At 62.2% G+C, this 20,178-nt stretch carries 20 protein-coding genes; 9 read left to right on the top strand and 11 right to left on the bottom strand.

Features of this window, described 5'->3' with window-relative positions; all coding sequences use genetic code 11:
• Positions 1-14: 14 nt before the first annotated feature.
• The 9 genes from AC13F7_RS15830 to AC13F7_RS15870 form a co-directional block, all read right to left on the bottom strand.
• Positions 15-1,844 carry a sugar translocase gene (locus AC13F7_RS15830; RefSeq protein WP_483002012.1) on the bottom strand — a complete coding sequence of 610 codons (1,830 nt, stop codon included), beginning with the start codon at positions 1,842-1,844 and terminating at the stop codon, positions 15-17.
• Entirely contained in the window at positions 1,841-2,203 is a 363-nt protein-coding gene (locus AC13F7_RS15835) for a GtrA family protein (RefSeq protein ID WP_483002014.1), read from the bottom strand. The genes AC13F7_RS15830 and AC13F7_RS15835 overlap by 4 nt, the downstream gene beginning before the upstream one ends.
• A 49-nt stretch (positions 2,204-2,252) precedes the next feature.
• Complete coding sequence (locus tag AC13F7_RS15840) at positions 2,253-3,182, bottom strand: WxcM-like domain-containing protein (protein ID WP_483002329.1); 930 nt, start codon at positions 3,180-3,182, stop codon at positions 2,253-2,255.
• On the bottom strand, positions 3,179-4,147 hold the full coding sequence (locus tag AC13F7_RS15845) for a glycosyltransferase family 2 protein (RefSeq protein WP_483002016.1): 969 nt from the start codon (positions 4,145-4,147) through the stop codon (positions 3,179-3,181). The genes AC13F7_RS15840 and AC13F7_RS15845 overlap by 4 nt, the downstream gene beginning before the upstream one ends.
• Positions 4,132-5,235, bottom strand: a complete 1,104-nt coding sequence (locus AC13F7_RS15850) for a DegT/DnrJ/EryC1/StrS family aminotransferase (RefSeq protein ID WP_483002018.1) — start codon at positions 5,233-5,235, stop codon at positions 4,132-4,134. Before AC13F7_RS15850 ends, AC13F7_RS15845 begins: the two co-directional genes overlap by 16 nt.
• 37 nt (positions 5,236-5,272) lie before the next feature.
• Positions 5,273-6,682 (bottom strand): mannose-1-phosphate guanylyltransferase/mannose-6-phosphate isomerase, encoded by a 1,410-nt coding sequence (locus AC13F7_RS15855; protein WP_483002020.1) that lies wholly within the window; start codon positions 6,680-6,682, stop codon positions 5,273-5,275.
• A gap of 14 nt (positions 6,683-6,696) precedes the next feature.
• The gene (locus AC13F7_RS15860; RefSeq protein ID WP_483002022.1) at positions 6,697-8,055 is read right to left on the bottom strand and encodes a phosphohexomutase domain-containing protein; all 1,359 of its coding nucleotides are present in this window, start codon (positions 8,053-8,055) and stop codon (positions 6,697-6,699) included.
• Positions 8,056-8,194: 139 nt separating this feature from the next.
• Complete coding sequence (locus tag AC13F7_RS15865) at positions 8,195-9,133, bottom strand: electron transfer flavoprotein subunit alpha/FixB family protein (RefSeq protein ID WP_483002024.1); 939 nt, start codon at positions 9,131-9,133, stop codon at positions 8,195-8,197.
• The gene (locus tag AC13F7_RS15870) at positions 9,133-9,879 is read right to left on the bottom strand and encodes an electron transfer flavoprotein subunit beta/FixA family protein (RefSeq protein WP_353086853.1); all 747 of its coding nucleotides are present in this window, start codon (positions 9,877-9,879) and stop codon (positions 9,133-9,135) included. The genes AC13F7_RS15865 and AC13F7_RS15870 overlap by 1 nt, the downstream gene beginning before the upstream one ends.
• Before the next feature lie 260 nt (positions 9,880-10,139).
• Here AC13F7_RS15870 and rfbB point away from each other — a divergent pair, with 260 nt between their 5' ends.
• The 5 genes from rfbB (at position 10,140) to AC13F7_RS15895 (ending at position 15,229) form a co-directional block, all read left to right on the top strand.
• Positions 10,140-11,195, top strand: a complete 1,056-nt coding sequence (gene rfbB, locus AC13F7_RS15875; RefSeq protein ID WP_483002026.1) for a dTDP-glucose 4,6-dehydratase — start codon at positions 10,140-10,142, stop codon at positions 11,193-11,195.
• 31 nt (positions 11,196-11,226) lie between these two features.
• A complete protein-coding gene (rfbA, locus tag AC13F7_RS15880; RefSeq protein ID WP_259261766.1) occupies positions 11,227-12,114 on the top strand; it encodes a glucose-1-phosphate thymidylyltransferase RfbA in 888 nt (295 codons plus the stop codon).
• Positions 12,111-12,668 (top strand): dTDP-4-dehydrorhamnose 3,5-epimerase, encoded by a 558-nt coding sequence (rfbC, locus tag AC13F7_RS15885; RefSeq protein WP_483002028.1) that lies wholly within the window; start codon positions 12,111-12,113, stop codon positions 12,666-12,668. The genes rfbA and rfbC overlap by 4 nt, the downstream gene beginning before the upstream one ends.
• Positions 12,665-13,576 carry a dTDP-4-dehydrorhamnose reductase gene (rfbD, locus tag AC13F7_RS15890; protein WP_483002030.1) on the top strand — a complete coding sequence of 304 codons (912 nt, stop codon included), beginning with the start codon at positions 12,665-12,667 and terminating at the stop codon, positions 13,574-13,576. The genes rfbC and rfbD overlap by 4 nt, the downstream gene beginning before the upstream one ends.
• A 195-nt stretch (positions 13,577-13,771) precedes the next feature.
• Positions 13,772-15,229 (top strand): hypothetical protein, encoded by a 1,458-nt coding sequence (locus AC13F7_RS15895; RefSeq protein WP_483002032.1) that lies wholly within the window; start codon positions 13,772-13,774, stop codon positions 15,227-15,229.
• 79 nt (positions 15,230-15,308) lie between these two features.
• Here AC13F7_RS15895 and AC13F7_RS15900 read toward each other — a convergent pair whose 3' ends face one another.
• Both AC13F7_RS15900 and AC13F7_RS15905 read right to left on the bottom strand, forming a co-directional pair.
• The gene (locus AC13F7_RS15900; RefSeq protein WP_483002034.1) at positions 15,309-16,658 is read right to left on the bottom strand and encodes a phosphohexomutase domain-containing protein; all 1,350 of its coding nucleotides are present in this window, start codon (positions 16,656-16,658) and stop codon (positions 15,309-15,311) included.
• A gap of 31 nt (positions 16,659-16,689) precedes the next feature.
• A complete protein-coding gene (locus tag AC13F7_RS15905) occupies positions 16,690-17,001 on the bottom strand; it encodes a hypothetical protein (RefSeq protein ID WP_483002036.1) in 312 nt (103 codons plus the stop codon).
• 219 nt (positions 17,002-17,220) lie between these two features.
• Between AC13F7_RS15905 and AC13F7_RS15910 the strand changes: the two genes are divergently transcribed.
• From AC13F7_RS15910 to AC13F7_RS15925, 4 genes are read left to right on the top strand one after another with little or no spacing between them, the layout of a single operon-like run.
• Positions 17,221-18,192 carry a UDP-glucuronic acid decarboxylase family protein gene (locus AC13F7_RS15910; RefSeq protein ID WP_483002038.1) on the top strand — a complete coding sequence of 324 codons (972 nt, stop codon included), beginning with the start codon at positions 17,221-17,223 and terminating at the stop codon, positions 18,190-18,192.
• Between the two features lie 10 nt (positions 18,193-18,202).
• Positions 18,203-19,147, top strand: a complete 945-nt coding sequence (locus AC13F7_RS15915) for a glycosyltransferase (protein WP_483002040.1) — start codon at positions 18,203-18,205, stop codon at positions 19,145-19,147.
• Positions 19,125-19,526, top strand: a complete 402-nt coding sequence (locus tag AC13F7_RS15920) for a GtrA family protein (protein WP_259261773.1) — start codon at positions 19,125-19,127, stop codon at positions 19,524-19,526. The genes AC13F7_RS15915 and AC13F7_RS15920 overlap by 23 nt, the downstream gene beginning before the upstream one ends.
• Positions 19,523-20,122, top strand: a complete 600-nt coding sequence (locus AC13F7_RS15925) for a hypothetical protein (RefSeq protein WP_483002042.1) — start codon at positions 19,523-19,525, stop codon at positions 20,120-20,122. Before AC13F7_RS15920 ends, AC13F7_RS15925 begins: the two co-directional genes overlap by 4 nt.
• Positions 20,123-20,178: the final 56 nt, after the last annotated feature.

The following is a 20,178-nucleotide window of genomic DNA, read 5'->3' on the forward strand; positions in this document are numbered from 1 at the left end:
AGCCCGGCGAGAGGTCAGTTGGCCGGCGTTCCTGCAGGGGTTCCGGGAGTGGCGGAAATGTCGAAGAATACGACCTTGCCATCTTCGCGCTCGATATTCGGGCCGTGTCCGAGTGCGGCACTCCACGCGGCCACCTCTGCGGCACCGGAATCGGGATAGCCACGCGTATCTATGTAGACCCCACAGAACCCTTTCCTGCGGATTTCGGCGAGTTGCGCGTCGACCGGCTGTGTTGAAAGCTGTCGGAAATACAGGTCACCTTCGCGCCCCTTCATGCCTGCGTAGCTCCACTTCAGCTGCGTTGAATGGATGAAGCCGGCTGCGAGGCCATAGGTCTGCAGCTCATGCAGCGGCGGCACTTCCGGAAACGGCATATAGGGAAGCTGATACACCGCGGCACCCTCGGGCAGGGCGCGCTCGATGTCGGCGACGAACGACTTGTCCATCGTATAGGCCGCCCGTGTCGCCGGGTCACAGCCGCGACAGGCATTGGGCGTCTGGTCCCAGAAGCCGAACGCAAGAAGGGCCATTGCTGTGATACCGGCGACATAGCGGCGTTGAGAAGCACGCACACGTGCCAATCCATACTCAACGACCACGACGAGTGCCAGGATGGTACTGAAGGATACGAAGATGCTCGCGCGGTTCCAGCCTCTGATGGAGGGACTGACCAGATTGGCAAACAACGAGCCCAGCCCGCCAACGATCATGAAGGCGAGGAGCATGATTGTCGTCGCGCTGAGCAGATTGAGTCGCTCGTCAATAGTCACGCCGGCGAAGCGTGTAAAGAGAACCAGTACAAGAATGCCCAGGCCCGCTGCGCCAAGGAAGCCCAATGCAGCCGTTACGTTCTCGTTGATCAGTGGCGTGGAGCTGTTGTAATGCTGGGCAATGGCGGCCAACTTCTCAGAGCGGTGCGCTCCTTGGGGAAGGACCAGCTGAAGCGGCTTGGTTGCATAGATCTCCGATTCAACAGGCGAACGTGCGGCAACCTCGGCATTCTTCCCATGGGTCCGTTCGTGGACGATATTGGGCAGGACGTTTGCCAGCGAGCCCAATGCCAGGAAGAACAGGGCAGGTGCGACGATGCCTCGGAGGGGGGGCAGGCAGCCGCGCAGCAGCATCAACCCAGCCGCCGTGCCTATCACGATCATGCCGAAGGCGGTGTAATACACCCCGAAACAGGACATCGCCAGGTACAACAGCGCCAAGCCCGCCCGACGCTTGTTGCTGGCCTCGAAGAAGTCGAAGTGGCGGGCCTGTGAGACGACTGCGAAGGCGACATAGAAGTACAGCGGAATGACGAAATACCACGTGTAGAAAATGTGACCGAGCCGCAGGAAGTGGAACGGTGCGATGGCAAACACCATCGCTGCGGTGAACGCCATCGGCCGGGACACAGAGACACTGCGGATCACCAGATGCGCGATGGCGAAATTGACGGCGAACCCAAGCAGATAGAACAGGTTCATCGCAGCGGCGCTGGTGCCGCCCAGCCAGCCCAGCAGTTTGAGGATCAGGAAACTGCCATTGTCGGCGCCGGGATAATCGAGAAACGATGATCCAAACGGGAAGCCGCTGCGTGGATTGTCGAAGACCCAGCCTTCCATGGCCCGCTCGGTCAACCACATGCTGCTGAGCGCATCGCCACTGTACTGATAAGGCATCTGGATATCGGGAAGCAGACCTGCCGGCCACCCGCTCATCGCGATGCTACCGATCAGGATCGCCACGACTGAACCTATCAGCAGCAGCAGCCGATCATCCACGGCCAACCGGGTTAAGGGAGCCGGTGCGGCCAAGGTCAACGGTGAAACCGGGCAGGACTTGAAAGTGGTGTTCATTCAGAGACGTGGTCGCGTAAGAGCAGGAAGCGGGTAAGCAGGAATGAGACGGGCAGCGTAGCCACTATCGATACCAGCGGGGCAATCGAAACCGGCACCCCAAGCTGATGTACCGAGAGCCTCAGCACCAGCGCGCCAATCACATAGGTGATGAGGTAAATCAAGGGAAATACAGCAAACTTGAGCCAAGTGTGGCGCGCGCGGAACACAAACCGGGTATTCACCGAGTAGCTGATCGCGATTCCGGCGCAGTAGCTGACAAGATAGGCCAGCTGGTAATGCATGACACGCTGGAGCAGCCAGTACAGCGCCAGCGTGGCCAAGGTGTTGATGCCGCCCCCGATCAGGAACCTGATCATTACCGGGAGATGGGGGCGGAGATCCGGGAGCCGCCGGGGAGGCTGCTGATCAGGCACCCGCGTTGGCCAGCGTTTTGAAGGTGCCGTAATCGCGGATGTACTCATCGGAGTCATAGGACTCCGATGCGAACACAAGCAGTACCGCATCCTTGGAATACCGGTACTGCGTGCCCCAGATCATTGGCGGCAGATGGATGCCCTGGTCGGGGGAATTGAGTTCCACATCGATCCGGCGCCGCCCGTCATCGGCCAGCACCCGCACGGAGCCCGCCACGCAGACCAGGAATTGATGGCAGCGCTTGTGCGCGTGCTCACCTCGGGTTTCCTGGGTGGGTACGCCATAGACCAGGAAATATCGCTTGGCCTGGAACGGAAGGAAACCGTCGAAGTCGCCCACCGACAATGAGCCGCGCATGTCGGCGAAGCTCGGCATGCGGTACAGCTTGACGCCCGGCACGGTGGTTTCGCTCACGCCCTGACTTCCTGCCTCGGGCGCTTGGGACGCGTCGTCCTTGTCCGAGACATAGCCGACGATACGGGCCGGATTGCCGACGACGATGGCGTTGGGCGGGACCGAACGGGTCACCACGGCACCTGCGCCGATCATCGCGCCGCTGCCGATCGTGGTGCCCGCGAGAATCGTGGCGTTCGCGCCGATCGAAGCGCCCGCCTCGACAACGGTGCCAAGGAACTTTTCGGGATACACCTTGCTGCGCGGAAACAGGTCGTTGGTGAACGTCGCATTGGGCCCGATGAACACATCATCGCCGATACGCACGCCGTCCCAGAGCTGAACCCCGCACTTCACCGTGACGCGGTCGCCAATGACTACATCGGATTCGATGAACACGCCATCGCAGATGTTGCACTCTCGGCCGAGGCGCGCGTTCGGGAGTAAGTGGGCGAATGCCCAGATGCGCGTGCCTTCGCCAATCTGGTCGCTTTCACACAGGGCGTTGGGATGGACGAAATGACTCACGTGATCTCCTTTCCGAAAAGCTCGACCGATTGTTTGATCGAAAGGGGCCTTGCCTTGGTATTTTCGAAGGCGTGCCATGCGTATGTGCCCACGATGCCCAGCCCGAGGGAATTGAGTGCGCCGAAGAACAGGATGGTCAGCATGGTGCCTGCGTAGCCCGGCACCTGGACGAGACCCGAAATTTTGGCCGCAATGACCAGTACACCCAGAAGCGCGGTGAATGCCAGCGAGACCAGCCCCAGCGCGGTCAGCATCCGCACTGGCAGGTCTGTGAAGGCGAAGACGCTGTCGGACAGGTAGCGAAGCTTCTTGCTCAGCGTCCATGCGCTTTTGCCATGCTGGCGTTCGCGGCGCTGGTAGGTCACGAACTCGCGCGTGCCCCCCAGCCAGAACAGCTGGGCCAGCAAACTGGAGTGCGATTCATTGAGCATCAACAACCGCTCGCGGAATTCCCTGCTGACGGCGAAGATGTCCACGCCACCTTTCGGGATGTCCTTGATCACCAGGCGTCGATAGATGGCCCAGAACAACGTAGAGGCAAACTTGGAGCCCATCGGGTCCTTGCGCGCCTCGCGAACGCCGAAGGCAACATCGTACTGTGCAGCGACAAACCGCTGATAGAAGCTGATGACCAGCTCCGGCGGTTCCTGCAGGTCGGCTGCCATGACAGCGGTGACGTCGGCACTGCTCAGCTCCAGTCCCGCACGAATGGCCGGAAAGGCGCCGAAATTCCGGGTCAATGCCACCAGCTGGGCCGGGAACGCACAGCCGGGAAGCTTCTCTCGAAGCACCTGGTGGCTGCGGTCAGGACTGCCATCCACCACGAAGATGGCCTCGAACGGCGCCTGCACCGACTGCCGGATGTGTTCCAGTGCCAGCAACAGATCATCGATCGACCCCTCGTTGCGGTAGATCGGGACGACCACCGCGAGAGAGGGCGTGGACATGCTCAGAACCGATTGCATGCGGCAATGACCTGGTCGGCTTCAGCGTCGGTCAGTTCGGGGAAGCAGGGCAGCGTCAGGACGCTGACTGCATCAGCCTCGGTGTTCGGCAGCCGCACGCCATCGAACGCACCCGCATGGCACGGTTGGCGGTGATCGCAGACCGGGTAATGCACTTCAGTCTGGACGCCTTCGGCCTGCAGGTACTCACGCAGCGCGTCGCGAGCGCTGCTGCGAACGACATACAGATGGCCCACGTGATCAGCACCAGCGGGGCCGCTCACCACGATGCGAGGATTGCGAATGCCGGCTGCGTAGCGGTTGGCGATCTCGCGCCGACGCGTGTTCCAGCCATCCAGCAGAGGCAGCATGTGCAGCAGCATCGCCGCCTGCAGCTCATCCAGACGACTGTTACGGCCACCACGGAGACTGTTGGTGTACTTGGCGGACCAGCCGTACTGACGCAGGCGCGTGGTAGTTTCAGCCAGCTGCGCGTCGTTGGTGACGATGGCGCCGCCGTCGCCCAGTGCACCCAGGTTCTTGGTGGGGTAGAAGCTGAACGAGGCGATGTCGCCGAAGCTGCCGGCGCGCTTGCCATTGCGGGTAGCGCCGTGGGACTGCGCGCAGTCTTCCAGGACGGTGATGCCGCGGCCATGGCAGAGGGTGACGATCGCCTCGATATCGGCCAGCTTGCCGTAAAGGTGGGTGACGATGACCGCTTTCGGTGCAGCGCCCGAGTCGAGGGCGGCCTGCAGCGATTGGATGGACATCAATCCATCATCGACGTTCGTGTCGATGAACACCGGCGTCGCGTTGCAGGCCAGCACCGCAGACGTACCGTACATCGCGGCGTTGGCCACGACGGCGACCTGGTCACCTTCGGTCACGCCAAGTGCGCGAAGCGAAAGCTCGAGCGCATCGGTCCCGTTGGCAACGCTGATGCAGTGGGCCGCACCGCAATAGCCGGCAAACGCCTGCTCGAATGCTTTCACATTCGGGCCCAGCACGTAATAGCCGCTGGCAATGATGGCAGCTGCGATATCCGACAGTGCATCCTGCAACGGCGCAATGTGGCGGGAAAGGGAGTTGACCGGGATCGTGGACGTCATGTCTTGGGTGCTGTCTTTGGGATTAGGTTGCCGCAGATCACTGCGGTGCGCGACCGTACTGGTCTTCGAATCGAACGATGTCGTCTTCACCGAGGTAGCTGCCGGACTGCACCTCGATAAGCTCCAACGGCAGCTTGCCGGGGTTCTTCAGACGGTGGGTCACACCGAGCGGGATGTACGTGCTCTGGTTCTCGCTGAGCAGAATCACCTCCTCGCCGCGGGTGACTTCGGCGGTGCCGCTGACGACGATCCAGTGCTCGGCACGATGGTGGTGCATCTGCAGGCTCAGCGTGGCGCCGGGCTTGACGGTGATGCGTTTGACCTGGAATCGGGCGCCGTTGTCGATGGAGTCGTAGGCACCCCAGGGACGGTACACCTTTCGGTGTGCGGCCGCTTCGCTACGACCATCGCGCTTGATCTGTGCCACGATCTCCTTGACGTCCTGCACGCGGTCCTTGCGTCCCACGAACACAGCGTCATCGGTCTCCACCACCACCATGTCGTCCAGGCCGACCATGGCGATCAGACGGCTGCCATATGCGTAGCTGTTGCGGCAGTCAACGGCGATCACGTCGCCGTGGCAGGCGTTGCCGGAGACATCCTTGTCCGATACCTCCCACAGCGCGGACCAGGAGCCGACGTCGTTCCATCCGGCATCCAGCGGGACCACAGCGGCATCTGCGGTTTTTTCCATTACGGCATAGTCGATCGAATCGTTCGGGCACGCGGCGAACGCCTCCGCGTCCAGACGGATGAAATCGCTGTCACGCGTAGCCTTGTCCAACGCCGCACGGCTGGCCGCAAGAATGGCGGGCTGCAGGGTCTCCAGTTCCTTGAGGTAACGGGAGGCCTTGAACAGGAACATGCCGCTGTTCCAGAAATACTCGCCGGATCGAACATATTCTTCAGCGGTTTCCGCGTCCGGCTTCTCGACGAAACGTTCCACCGGACGAACACCATCGCCCTTTGCAGCCTTGATATAGCCGTAGCCCGTCTCAGGGGCGGTCGGCACGATGCCGAACGTCACCAGCTGCCCGATTTGCGCCGCCACCGCCGCCAGCTTCACCGCCTCATGGAAGGCCTGCTCATGGCGAACGACATGGTCGGACGGCAGAACCAGCAGCAGTGCGTCTTCACTGGTGGTCAAAGCCTGCAATGCAGCAATGGCAATCGCGGGGGCGGTGTTGCGGCCCATCGGCTCCAGTATCAGCGCCTGCGGGGCCGCGTTGCACTCGCGCAACTGCTCGGCGGCCATGAAGCGGTGCTCCTGGTTGGCCACCACGATGGGGGCGGCACCGGCAATCGGCGCGACGCGCTTCCACGTGGCCTGCAGCATCGTGTCGTTGCCGACAAGCGGAAGAAACTGCTTCGGGTAGGCTTCGCGCGACACGGGCCACAGGCGGGTGCCTGAGCCACCGGAAAGGATGACGGGAACGATGGGCAGCATGGGGGCGTCCTGAATCAGTGTTGGGCGGTACTGCCGCCGATCAGGGCGGTCAGTTCGTCGGTGCGGGTGCGTAACAGCGCTGCATCGCAGCGGGTTTCAACGTTGAGGCGCAGCAGCGGTTCGGTATTGGAACTGCGCAGATTGAAGCGCCAGTCCGCGAACTCGGCGCTTACGCCGTCCGTATGGTCCAACCGCGGCGACTGCGCCTCATAATGGGCCATGACACGGGCCGTGGCCTCCTTGGCATCTTCAACCCGGAAGTTGATTTCGCCGCTGCACGGGAAGGCCCGCATCCGGTCGGCGACCAGGTCGCCCAGGGAGACGCCGCGCTGCGACACAAGTTCGGCGATCAGAAGCCAGGGAATCATCCCTGAATCGCAGTAGGCGAAGTCGCGGAAGTAGTGATGCGCACTCATCTCGCCGCCGTAAACGGCATCCTCCGCACGCATGCGTTCCTTGATGAAGGCATGGCCGGTCTTGCTCATCACAGGTATGCCACCGGCCTGTTCCACCATTTCAACGGTGTTCCAGGTCAGGCGGGGGTCGTGAATGATCTTCCCGCCGGGGTGGCGCTTCAGCAGGGCGGTGGCGAGCAGGCCCACAAGGTAGTAACCCTCGATGAAATCTCCCTGTGAGTCGAAGAAAAAGCATCGGTCGAAGTCACCATCCCATGCGATCCCGAAATCGGCGCGATGCTCGCGCACCGCATTGGCCGTCGCGTCGCGGTTCTCTGGCAGCAGCGGGTTGGGAATGCCGTTGGGGAAGGTGCCGTCGGGCTGGTGTTGGATTCGGATGAACTCGAACGGCAGGTGCGGAGCCAGCTGATCGATTACCATGCCGGCGCCCCCGTTTCCCGCGTTGACGACTATCCTGAGCGGCTTGAGTACGCTGTGTTCAACGTAGCCCAGGAGGTGATTGATATAGGCGCTCTTGTCGGCAGAGTGCTGCACCTGGCCGTGCCCATGGGGCAGGGGCGCATCGCCGGCTGCAAACTCCCGCACGTCGAACAGACCCGTGTCTCCACTGATCGGACGCGACTGTGCACGGACAAGTTTCATCCCGTTGTAATCCATCGGGTTGTGGCTGGCGGTCACCATCACCCCGCCAGCGGCGTTCCGGTGGAAGGTCTGGAAGTAGACCTCCTCAGTACCGCACAACCCAATGTCGATGACGTCGCGGCCGGCAGCATGGAAGCCTGCTGTCAGTGCGGTGTGAAGTTCGGGGCTGCTCAGGCGAATGTCGTATCCCAGCACAACGGGACCAGCGCCCAACAGGGCTGCGGTACCCGCACCAATGCGCGTGGCAAGGGCCGGATTCAGTTCTTCCGGCACCCGGCCGCGGATGTCATAAGCCTTGAAGCAGGGAAGCGTCATCAATGCATTCCTTGTTGGGACGACGTTGGATTATAGCGACAGTACCCCCAGGCGATGACGTATGAATGCGGGATCCTGAACCCCGCCGACAATGTCTGCACCGCTGCGCGCCGGTGGGCGCGCAGCAGGGCGTCCGTCGTTATAGCGCCGCTTCCAGCGCGGGAAGCAACGTAAACAGATCCCCGACCAGCCCGATATCGGCGATCTCGAAGATCGGCGAGTCCGGGTCCTTGTTGATCGCCACGATGGTGCCAGCGTCCTTGATCCCGGTCAGGTGCTGGATCGCGCCGCTGATGCCCACGGCCACATACAGCTCCGGGGAGATGATCTTGCCGGTCTGGCCGACCTGCAGATCACTCGGCACGTAGCCGGCGTCGACCGCGGCGCGCGAGGCACCGACGGCGGCGCCGAGCTTGTCGGCCAGCTGGAAAATCACCTTGAAGTTCTCTTCCGAGCCCACGCCACGGCCGCCGGAGACCACGCGCTTGGCGCTCTGGAGGTCCGGGCGGTCGGTTGCCCCGGCAGCCAGACCGACAAAGCGGGTGTGGCTCGGCAGGGTCGCATCGACGCTGGCCGCTTCCACGGCAGCGCTGCCGCCCTTGGCGGCTTCCGGCCAGGAGGCCGCACGCACGGTGGCGATCACGATCTGGTCGGCAGGCACTTCCACGGTGATGATCGCGTTGCCCGCGTAGATCGGGCGCTTGAAGCTGTAGCTGCCCTCGACGGTCATCAGGTCCGAGACCTGGTTGACCCCAAGCAGGGCGGCCACGCAGGGCATGAGGTCCTTGCCGAAGGTGGTCGATGGGCCGAACACGTGGGTGTAGCCGGTGGCCAGCTGCGCGATCTGCGGGGCCAGCACCTGGGCCAGCGCCTGGGCGTTGGCGGCGTTGGTCACGGTCAGCACCTTGGTCACGCCGGCCAGCTGAGCGGCCTCAGCGGCCACGGCAGTCGGATCGGCGGCCAGCACCAGCACGTCGATGTTGGCGCCACTGATGGCGGCGGCCGCGCTCACGGTCTTGGCGGTGGCGGCATTGAGCTTGCCGTCGTGGTGTTCAGCAACAACGAGGATCTTGGTCATTACAGCAACCCCTTCTGCTTGAGTGCGGCGACCAGTTCGGCCGCGTCCTTGACCATCACGCCCTTGCTGCGCTTGACCGGCGCGGCGTACTGGGTGGTTTTGAAGGTATCAGCGGCATCCACGCCGAGGTCGGCCAGCTGCAGAGTCTCCAGCGGCTTGGCCTTGGCCTTCATGATGTCCGGCAGCTTGATGAAGCGCGGCTCGTTCAGGCGCAAATCGGTGGTGACCACGGCCGGCAGATCGACTTCCAGCGTTTCCAGGCCGGCGTCGACTTCACGGGTGACCGTAGCCTTGCCGTCCGCGATCTCCAGCTTGCTGGCGAAGGTCGCCTGCGGGCGGCCCCACAGCGTGGCCAGCATCTGGCCGGTCTGGTTGGCGTCGTCGTCGATGGCCTGCTTGCCGAGGATCACCAGGTCCGGCTGTTCCTTCTCGACCAGCTTGAGCAGGGTGCGCGCGGCGGTGAGCGGCTGGATGGCCTGGTCGGTCACGACATGGATGGCGCGGTTGGCGCCCATGGCCAGGCCGTTGCGCAGGTGGGCCTGGGCATCTGCCGGTGCGATCGTGGCAACCACGACCTCGGTGGCGATGCCTTTGTCACGCAGGCGCAGCGCTTCTTCCAGCGCGATTTCATCGAACGGATTGGGGGACAGCTTGACGCCGTCGGTGACCACGCCGGAACCGTCCGGCTTGACCTGAATGCGGACGTTGTAGTCCACCACGCGCTTGTACGCGACGAGGATTTTCATCTGGAGCTGGATCCTTCAATAACGGGGGAACGTCCGGTTCTTACTCAGCAACCGGTTCGGGGGTGGGACAGCGATTCTAACTGGCGCAAGGGCACCATGCGAATGCGTATGGTTGTGCTGCAGTGCGTCATGAAATCGATAGAGGACGTCTGCTGTTCACACTGGACGGGCAGTCGTGACGACGGCCGGCATGTATCCTGTTGCGCTGAGCGAGGGCGCCAGCAGGCCCCCTGCACGCATATCGAACAGGAGAACGGGTAGTGCCCACATGGCTTGTCACCGGCGGAGCCGGATTCATTGGCGGTAACTTTGTCCTCGAAGCAGTCGCCAAAGGCGTGCGCGTCATCAACCTGGATGCGCTGACCTACGCGGGCAATCTGAAGACCCTGGCCACGCTGGCCAGCAATCCGGACCATGTGTTCGTCGAGGGCGACATCGGTGACCAGGCGCTTGTTTCCCGTCTGCTTGCCGAGCATCAGCCGGACGCCGTGCTGAACTTCGCCGCCGAAAGCCACGTGGACCGCTCCATCGATGGCCCCGGCGCGTTCATCCAGACCAACGTGGTCGGCACCTTGGCGCTTCTGGAAGCCGTGCGCGACTACTGGAAAGTGCTGCCGGCCGACAAGGGTCAGGCGTTCCGCTTCCTGCACGTGTCCACCGATGAGGTGTACGGCACCCTCGGTGAGACCGGCAAGTTCAGCGAGACCACGCCGTACGCGCCCAACTCGCCGTACTCGGCGTCCAAGGCGGCCTCCGACCATCTGGTGCGCGCGTTCCACCACACCTACGGGCTGCCGGTGCTGACCACCAACTGCTCCAACAACTACGGCCCGTATCACTTCCCCGAGAAGCTGATCCCGCTGGTGATCGCCAAGGCCCTTGCCGGCGAACCGCTGCCGGTCTATGGCGATGGCAAGCAGGTGCGTGATTGGCTGTTTGTGAGCGACCACTGCGAAGCGATCCGCACTGTGCTGGCCAAGGGGCAGGTCGGCGAGACCTACAACGTCGGCGGCAATTCCGAAAAAGAAAACATTGAAGTGGTGCACGCCATCTGCGCGCTGCTCGATGCCCGTCGCCCGCGTGAGGATGGCCAGCCGCGCAGCAGTCAGATCACTTATGTGACCGACCGCCCTGGCCATGACCGTCGCTACGCGATCGACGCCTCCAAGTTGAAGGATCAGCTGGGCTGGGAACCGAAGTACACCTTCGAGCAGGGCATCGGCTTCACCGTGGACTGGTACCTGGACAACCAGGAATGGGTCAACGGCGTGCTTGACGGCAGCTACCGCCTGCAGCGTATCGGCACCACCGCCTGAAGGCGGTGATCACCAGACTGAGGACAACCGCATGACTCAACGCAAGGGCATCATCCTCGCGGGTGGTTCGGGTACGCGCCTGTATCCGATCACCAAGGGCGTCAGCAAGCAGCTGCTGCCCGTGTACGACAAGCCTATGATCTATTACCCGCTCAGCGTGCTGATGCTGGCCGGGATCCGCGAAGTCCTGATCATCAATACCCCGCACGAACAGGCGCTGTTCCAGCAATTGCTGGGCGACGGCTCTCAGTGGGGCATGGACATCCAGTATGCCGTGCAGCCCAGTCCCGATGGCCTGGCGCAGGCCTATCTGATCGGTCGCGACTTCGTGGGTGGCAAGCCGAGCTGTCTGGTGCTGGGTGACAACATTTTCCATGGCACCGGATTCCAGGATGTATTGAAGCGCGCCGATTCACGGGACGCCGGCGCCACGGTCTTCGGTTACTGGGTCAATGACCCCGAGCGATACGGCGTGGCCGAATTCGACAAGGACGGACGGGTTGTCGGCCTGGTGGAGAAGCCAGCGCAGCCGCGTTCGAATTACGCCGTGACGGGTCTCTACTTCTATGACGGCAACGCCAGTGACTACGCTGCCGAGCTCAAGCCCTCGCCGCGAGGCGAGCTTGAGATCACCGATCTCAACCAGCGCTACCTCGATGAAGGGAGTCTGCACCTTGAGGCGCTGGGCCGCGGCTATGCTTGGCTCGATACCGGCACGCACCAGTCCCTGCTCGAAGCGTCCAACTTCATCGAAACGATCCAGACACGCCAGGGCCTGCAGGTCTGCTGCCCTGAGGAAATCGCGTTCGCCAAAGGTTGGATCCGTGCCGACCAGTTCGAAGCGTTGGCTGCGCCGTTGCTGAAGAATGGCTATGGGCAGTATCTACAGAAGCTGCTGGAGCGAGGCGTGGTGCAGTGAAGATAACGGAGACAGGCCTCCCCGGATGCGTGGTCATCGAACCAACTGTCTTCGAGGACGGGCGCGGCTTTTTCTATGAAACCTGGAACGCCGAGCGCTTCGAGCGGATGGGGCTGCCGGGCCGGTTCGTGCAGAACAACCTATCGCGGTCCAGTCGAGGCGTGCTGAGAGGGCTTCACTACCAGTGGCCGCGGCCGCAGGGCAAGCTCGTCAGCGTGCTCGAAGGCGAAGTATATGACGTGGCGGTCGACATACGGCGCGGCTCGCCGACCTTCGGTCGCTGGGAGGCATTCATTCTCAGCAGTGCCAATCGTCGTCAACTCTGGTTGCCGCCTGGCTTCGCGCACGGTTTCGCCGTGCTGTCCGACAGTGCGCTGTTCAACTACCTGTGCACGGACGTCTATGTCCAGGAAGACGATGCCGGGATTCGCTGGGATGATGCCGACGTGGCGGTTGACTGGCCGGTGGGCGCTCCGATCCTGTCGGCGAAGGACGAGCGAGCGCCTTTCCTTGCCGATGTTCCCGAGGCCCGTCTGCCGGTCTATACACCGTGACAATCCTGCTGCTGGGGGCCAATGGCCAGCTTGGACGCGAACTGCTGCGCTCGCTTTCTGCCATGGGCGACGTGATTGCCGCCACCCGTACCGGCACGCTGTACGACGGACGCAGCTGCGAGGCCGTTGATCTCGATGCGCCAGCGGTAGTGAGTGCCCTGCTTGACCGGTGCCAACCTGGCATCGTGGTCAACGCGGCTGCGTATACGGCCGTCGATCGTGCCGAGGAAGAGCCCGAGGCGGCCTTCCGGGTCAACGCGGAGGCGCCTGGCGTCATGGCCCGTTGGTGCGGGGTGCGGGACGTACCGTTCGTTCACTACTCCACCGACTACGTTTTCGGCGGGCAGGCCACGACGCCGTACCGTGAAGATGCGCCGACCGCGCCTCTGGGCGTCTATGGAGCCAGCAAGCGTGATGGCGAGAACGCCGTTCGCGCGGCAGGCGGCCGCCATCTCATCTTCCGCACCGCGTGGGTACATTCGGCCCACGGAAACAATTTTCTGCGTACCATGCTTTGGCTTGCGGCACGCCAGGAGGTCCTGACGGTTGTTTCCGACCAGGTCGGTGCGCCGACCCCTGCCGCGCTGGTGGCTGACATCACTGCCCGCGCCCTGCAGCATCCAGGCCGGCATGCCGGTACATGGCATCTTGCTTCGTCGGGGCAGACATCGTGGTATGGCTTTGCCGAGGCGATTTTCGCCGAGGCAAAGGCCATCGGCCTCCTCGCCCAACTGCCAGTTGTCACCCCGGTGACCAGTTCGGCCTTCGCCACCGCAGCCCGGCGCCCTGCCTGGTCTGTATTGGATACGGAAAAGCTGCAGCGCGATTTCAATGTGCAACTGCCTGACTGGAAAGAGGGCATGCGCCATGTCTTGGCAGAGCTGCGGCGCCTGGCCATCCAAAGATGACCGCGCTGCAGTAACGGCAATCAGGCGCATGCCGGCAGTCCCCTTTGTCGCAATTGGCTTTCAGCCCCGATACACTAGGCCTATAGCGTCGTGTCACTCAAGTCCCTGAATCCAGACGGATATGCCGACCTGGAGGGACCGCTGCTAGGGAGTGCACCGCAGCGAGTACAGGGGAAGCCGTTGATGGAAAGGTGTTTGGATCGTGATTTCGCCATGGTTACTGGTATTGCACTGGTGACATGCCTGCTGCTCGGCTGGGTCCAGCACACGGTAGGGGTCATCGCCGTTGCCGGTGGGCAGGGATGGGATGGGTCGGTATTCGTTCGCGTCATCCACGAGATTGTGACCGGCACCTACAGCAATTCCGATCCGTATCGTGCGATTCGTACGGTGGCGTTTCCGGCCATCTATTACGTTGAATACTTCCGTCCGGAAGCGAACATTGTCAACGCGCAGCGCAACGTCAATATTCTGTCGATGGTTGCTTCAGTCTGCATGCTTTACACCTCGGCGCGCCTGAAAAGCGTTGCACGCGGCACTGCGGTGGTGACGGTTGCCACGTTCCTCGCCGCGTGGTGTGTGCTCGTTGTTCCGGTGTTTACGCCGGTACTGACCGACCATCTGGCGATCTTCACCTCCAGCCTCTCGTTGCTGCTGTGGGCTGCCGACCGCAAGCGCGGGCTCTACGTGATCGTGCTGGCCTGCGTCTGGGTGATGCCGTCTGCGGCACTGATTCCGTTGGCATTGCTGGCCATGAAGGACGAGGCGGGCGATACGCGGTGGCCGCGTGTGCCGGTGCGCATCAACGTGGCCTGCCTTCTTGCATCCCTCGCCATTTGTGCTGCGGTCTATATGTGGAAGGGGCCCGCGTTGCTGGAAGGCGTGGATACCCATGTATTCGATTTTCCGAGGAACCCGGACGGGGAGTTGACCGGCAGCCTGCGATTGCTGCCGGTAAGCATCATCGTGGTGATTGCCATGGTGTTTCTCTGCGTGCGTTCAGCGGTGCTGTTCCTGACAAGCCACATCAGGCATGTGGATGCCAAGCGCGTCGTGATCGGTTTGCTGGTCGCACTGGCATCATTCGCCGTCATGCGCCTGCTCATCGATTTCGACAAAGGCTTCTCCGCGGGCCAGCTGTTCAACAACATGACCAAGCAGGCGCTGTCAGCGCCGCTCAAGACATGGGCAGCGCACGCAGCGTATTTCGGTCCGGCGGTGCTGGTGACGTACTACTTTGTCGCGTTCCGCAGGACCGTGCTGCCGGCACCTGTGTTGTTGTGCCTGGTTGGCTTCATGCCTCTGCTCGCATTGGGGTCGGAAACGCGACAGTGGATCGCCGTGCTGCCCGTGGTGATGCTTGCGCTGTGTTTCCTTCCGCTGTCCATGCGTACCCGCCTTGCCTTGATGCTGTTCTCGGTCTGCATGTTCTGGGGCGTCTGGACACTCAACGACGAGGTCACGCAGGCGGTGGTAACCAATGTAGGCCTGCAGCATTCGCTCTGGAACAGTTACATGGGGCGAGTCGGTCCTTGGATGACCATGGGGGTCTATCGTTACTGGCTCGTGCTGGCGACGCTGATGATGATTGCCCTCTATCTGATTGAAGTACTGCCCCGCCTGTCCCGCCTGTCCCGCCGCGTGCGCGACTAGGAGGGCCGTCGCCGATGCAAAGAACCCCAGCATTGCCGGGGCTCCTTGCAGGGGGAAACATTAGCGGGCTGGCTGGGCCTCATTCGCCCTGCAGCAGGCGAGACAGTTCGGCGGTGCGCGCCTGCAGCAGTTCGTGGTCGCCACGCGTTTCGACGTTCAGGCGCAACAGCGGCTCGGTGTTGGAACTGCGCAGGTTAAAGCGCCACTGGCCGAAGTCGGCGCTGATGCCGTCGGTATGATCAAGGCTCGGGCTGTGCGAGGCGAAGCGCTCCATCACCCGCGCGACGGCGAGCTTGGCGTCGCTCACCTTGAAGTTGATCTCGCCGCTGCACGGGAACTTCTTCATGCGCGCCTCGACCAGATCGGCCAGCGAACGGCCGGATTCGGAGACCAGCGCGGCGATCAACAACCAGGGGATCATGCCCGAGTCGGCGTAGGCGAACTCGCGGAAGTAATGGTGCGCGCTCATCTCGCCGCCATACACGGCGTTTTCGCTTCGCATCTTCTCCTTGATGAAGGCATGGCCGCTCTTGCACAGCACCGGCTGGCCGCCGGCCTGCTCGACCATCTCCACGGTATTCCAGGTCAGGCGCGGGTCGTGCACGATCTTGCCGCCCGGGTTGCGCGCCAGGGCTGCCTGCGCCAGCAGGCCCACCAGATAATAGCCCTCGATGAAACGGCCATTGTGGTCGAAGAAGAAGCAGCGGTCGAAGTCGCCGTCCCAGGCGATGCCGAAGTCCGCGCCATGCTCGCGCACGGCCTGTGCGGTGAGTTCGCGGTTTTCCTGCAGCAGCGGATTGGGAATGCCGTTTGGGAAGCTGCCATCCGGCTCATGCGCGATGCGTATGAACTCGAACGGCAGGTGTGGCGCCAGCAGGTCCACGATGGTGCCGGCGCCGCCGTTGCCGGCGTTGACCACCAGTTTCAGCGGCTTCAATGCGGCGCGGTCGACATAGCCCAGCAGGTGCTCGATGTAGGCGCTCTTGTCCGGGTGTGACTGGATGCCGGCGCGCGGCTCTGCGGCAGGCGCGGTGTCGGCCTCCACGGCGTCGGAGATGGCGAACAGGCCGGTGTCCGAGCTGATCGGACGGGCCTTCTGCTTGACCAGCTTCATGCCGTTGTAGTCCATCGGGTTGTGACTGGCCGTGACCATCACGCCACCGGCGGCGTTGAGGTGGTCCACCTGGAAGTAGACCTCTTCTGTGCCGCACAGCCCGATGTCCAGCACCTCGCGGCCGGCACCGCGCAGCCCGGCGGCCAGTGCGTCCTGCAGGGCGGGGCTGGTCAGGCGCACGTCATGGCCAACGACTACGGTGCCCGGTTCCAGCTGCGCCGCCAGCGCCACGCCGATCCGGCGCGCCAGGTCTTCGTTCAGCTCGTCCGGCACCCGGCCGCGGATGTCGTATGCCTTGAATGCGGGGAGGGTCATCGTCAGTCCTTCAGGAAGTCAGCGTCCTAGTCTAGCGGCTGCCATGTATGGGATTCGTTTTCATGCCGCAATGCCTAATGACCGGCGGCAAGCACCCATTTCCGGCAGCACGCCTCGTCCTGGCCCGCTTGGGCGCCACGCCCGGCAACGATGCCAGCAGCGCGTCCAGATCCGCGTCGTTGAAGCGTGGTCCGCTGCTTCCGCCACCCTCCAGGATGGCGTCGGCCAGCGCCGCCTTGCGTTGCTGCAGCTCGGCAATCCGCTCCTCGATGCTGCCGGCGGCAATCAGGCCGTCATTCCGGTATCGAGTGCCGAATATCCGACCCTGTCCGCCGCCCGGCATGGTCGGTGCTGGACAACGTCAAACTACAACACGATTTCGGTATTGCGCTGCCTGCCTGGCAGGAAGGGCTGTCCAGCGTCATGGCGCAGATCCCCATCACGTGATCGTCCGTCTGCTGTGGATGGAGTTCTTCGCATACAATCGCGCTCTATTGGAGGAAGACGCCGGTACGGGGCCGCGTCTTGCCAAGGGTGAATGCCCAGCCCGTTACTGTCCCGAATGGCGAGAACTGCATTGAAATTCGCTCACGACCAGCAACGCGTACTGGTGACCGGCGGTGCCGGATTTCTGGGTTCGCATCTGTGCGATCGCCTTGTCGAGGCGGGCCATGATGTGCTTTGCCTTGATAATTTCTATACCGGTAGCAAAGCGAACGTCGAAGTTCTGCTGGGGCACCCACGTTTTGAGTTGATGCGCCATGACGTGACCTTCCCGCTTTATGTGGAAGTGGACCGAATCTTCAATCTGGCATGTCCGGCTTCGCCCATCCATTACCAGCAAGATCCCGTACAGACCACCAAGACCAGCGTGCATGGCGCAATCAATATGTTGGGTCTGGCCAAGCGGGTGCGAGCGCGTATCCTCCAGGCCAGCACCAGCGAGGTCTATGGTGATCCGGAGATCCATCCGCAGGTCGAAGGCTACTGGGGGCGCGTCAACCCGATCGGGATCCGCAGCTGCTATGACGAGGGCAAGCGCTGTGCGGAGACGCTCTTCTTCGATTATTGGCGCCAGCATCAGCTGGAGATCAAGGTCATGCGCATCTTCAATACCTATGGCCCGCGCATGCACCCCAACGATGGGCGCGTGGTCAGCAATTTCATCGTACAGGCGCTCCAGGGCGACCCGCTGACCATCTATGGTGATGGCAGCCAGACCCGTAGCTTCTGCTACGTGGACGATCTCATTGAAGGCATGCTGAGGCTGATGGAGACGCCAGCGGAGTTCACCGGCCCGATCAATATCGGCAATCCGGCCGAGTACACCATGCTGCAGTTGGCCGAGACCGTATTGCGACTGGTAGGCGGGAACTCGAAGATCATCTTCCAGCCGCTGCCATCTGACGATCCACGTCAACGCCAACCAGACATCAGCTTGGCCAAGACCCACCTGGACTGGGAACCCACGGTTTCCCTGGACGATGGTCTGCAGGAGACCATTGCCTATTTCCGTCATCGGTTAAGGGCGTGAGGTGGGGATGATGCGAACGGTAGTGGTCATGCCGGTATATGAGGACCTGGAAGCCTCCTCGCGGCTTTTCATGGAACTCGCGCGTACCCAAGCGGCGGATACCTATGTCATCGCCGTCGATGATGGCTCCGTTCGGCAACCGCTGACCGCCTCAGCCATCGAGGCGTCCGGTTTGGAGGGTGTTGTCATCAAGCTGCGCCGTAATGTGGGCCATCAGCGGGCCATTGCCATCGGCTTGAGTTACGCCGCCGAGCACTTCGGTAACGACGTCATCGTGGTCGTAATGGACTCCGACGGTGAAGACATGCCGCAGACCATTGCCGAGCTCGTGGCTGGTCTGGACGCTGACGATGTCGACGTGGTCGTTGCAGCGCGTCGTAGCCGTGTCGAGTCGCTGCGTTTCAAGAGCTTCTACATCGTTTACAAGCTCCTTTTTTCGGTGCTGAGCGGTCGCAGGATCAGTTTCGGAAACTTCATGGCAGCCAAGATGTCGGGGGTGCGGCGGATGGCCGCGATGCCTGAAATGTGGATTCACGTGGCTGCCAGTGTGCTGGCGTCCAAGCTGCGTGTGCAGAGCTGCGCGCTTGATCGCGGGCCGCGGTACGCCGGTCGCAGCAAGATGAACTTCGTCGGTCTGGCACTTCATGGTTTCCGTGCCCTTATGGTTTTCGCTGAAGACGTCCTGGTACGTGTCGGCATCGCCTGCACGATCGTCGCAGTACTTTCGGTGACGGGTGGCTTTATTGCCATCGCATTGAAGATGCTCGGATTTGCCACGCCAGGTTGGTTTTCGCTGGCATTCGGCATCCTGGTGCTGGTGTTCCTTCAGACCGCTGCGCTCACGCTGATCATCCTGATGCTATCGGGCATGATGCGCGGTGGCGGCGTACTTGGCTTGGGTAGTTATCGTGAGTACGTTGAAGATGTCCAGCATGCCGCCCTCCGCAGCGCGTGATGCGCTCGGCGGTCAGCTGCTCCGCTACCTGATCAACGGCCTGGTCGCCACGGCCATCCACTATGGCGTTCTGTGGTTCAACATCGAGGTGTTGCATTTGCCGTTGGCGGGCGTGGCGAACGCGATCGCAGCGGTCTTCGGTATCGCCGTTTCGTTCTTGGGCAGCCGTTACTTCGTGTTCCGGGGCAGCGAAGGCAGTGTCACCAGGCAGGGTGCCTTATTTCTGATGGTGTATGTCGGCATCGCCATGCTGCACGCCCTGGTCATGTATGCCTGGACCGACCGTCTTGGCCACGACTACCGCGTTGGTTTTCTGCTGGCCACAGCACTGCAGATGGCCTTCAGTTTCCTCGCCAACAAATTCCTGGTGTTCAAGTGAACAAATACCTGCGAGCCTTCCTTGCCACGTTGGCGTTCATCGCCGGACTTCTGCTGATCTACTACCTGCACATGCGCTACTTCCGCGTGGACGTGGTGCTTTATGCCAGCATCTTTGATGCAGGTGTCGCTTTGGTGGTCGTCCTGGGTGGCATCTATGTACTGGGATGGTTCCGCGACTTCAGCAGGCTCGAGTTGATTCAACTGGCGCTGATCTGGTTGCTGGGAGGGTATGTGTTCGCGATCTCGGTGCCGACCGTGATTGATCGTTCGCTGTCGTTCTACATCCTGGAGAAGCTCCAGCAACGTGGAGGGGGTATCCGCGATGATGCGTTTCGCCAAGTGTTTACTGACGAGTATGTGCGCGAGCACCATCTGGTTGAGGTTCGCCTGACCGAGCAGCTGCAGTCGGGCACCATTGAGATCAAAGATGGCTGCGTAAAGCTGACGGCCCGGGGAGAGTGGCTTGCTTCGTTCAGCCGTTTTTACCGACAGAACCTGCTGCCGACCCACCGGCTGTTGATGGGGCAGTACACCGATGCGTTGACTGATCCGTTCCGCGGTAGCCAAATGCCTTACGACTATCGCTGCCAGTGACACGTCGGGATAGGCGATGAGCAGTAGTAGACCGCGGGCGGCAAACCCTGCGCCTC

Source organism: Stenotrophomonas sp. K-6, assembly GCF_056861555.1.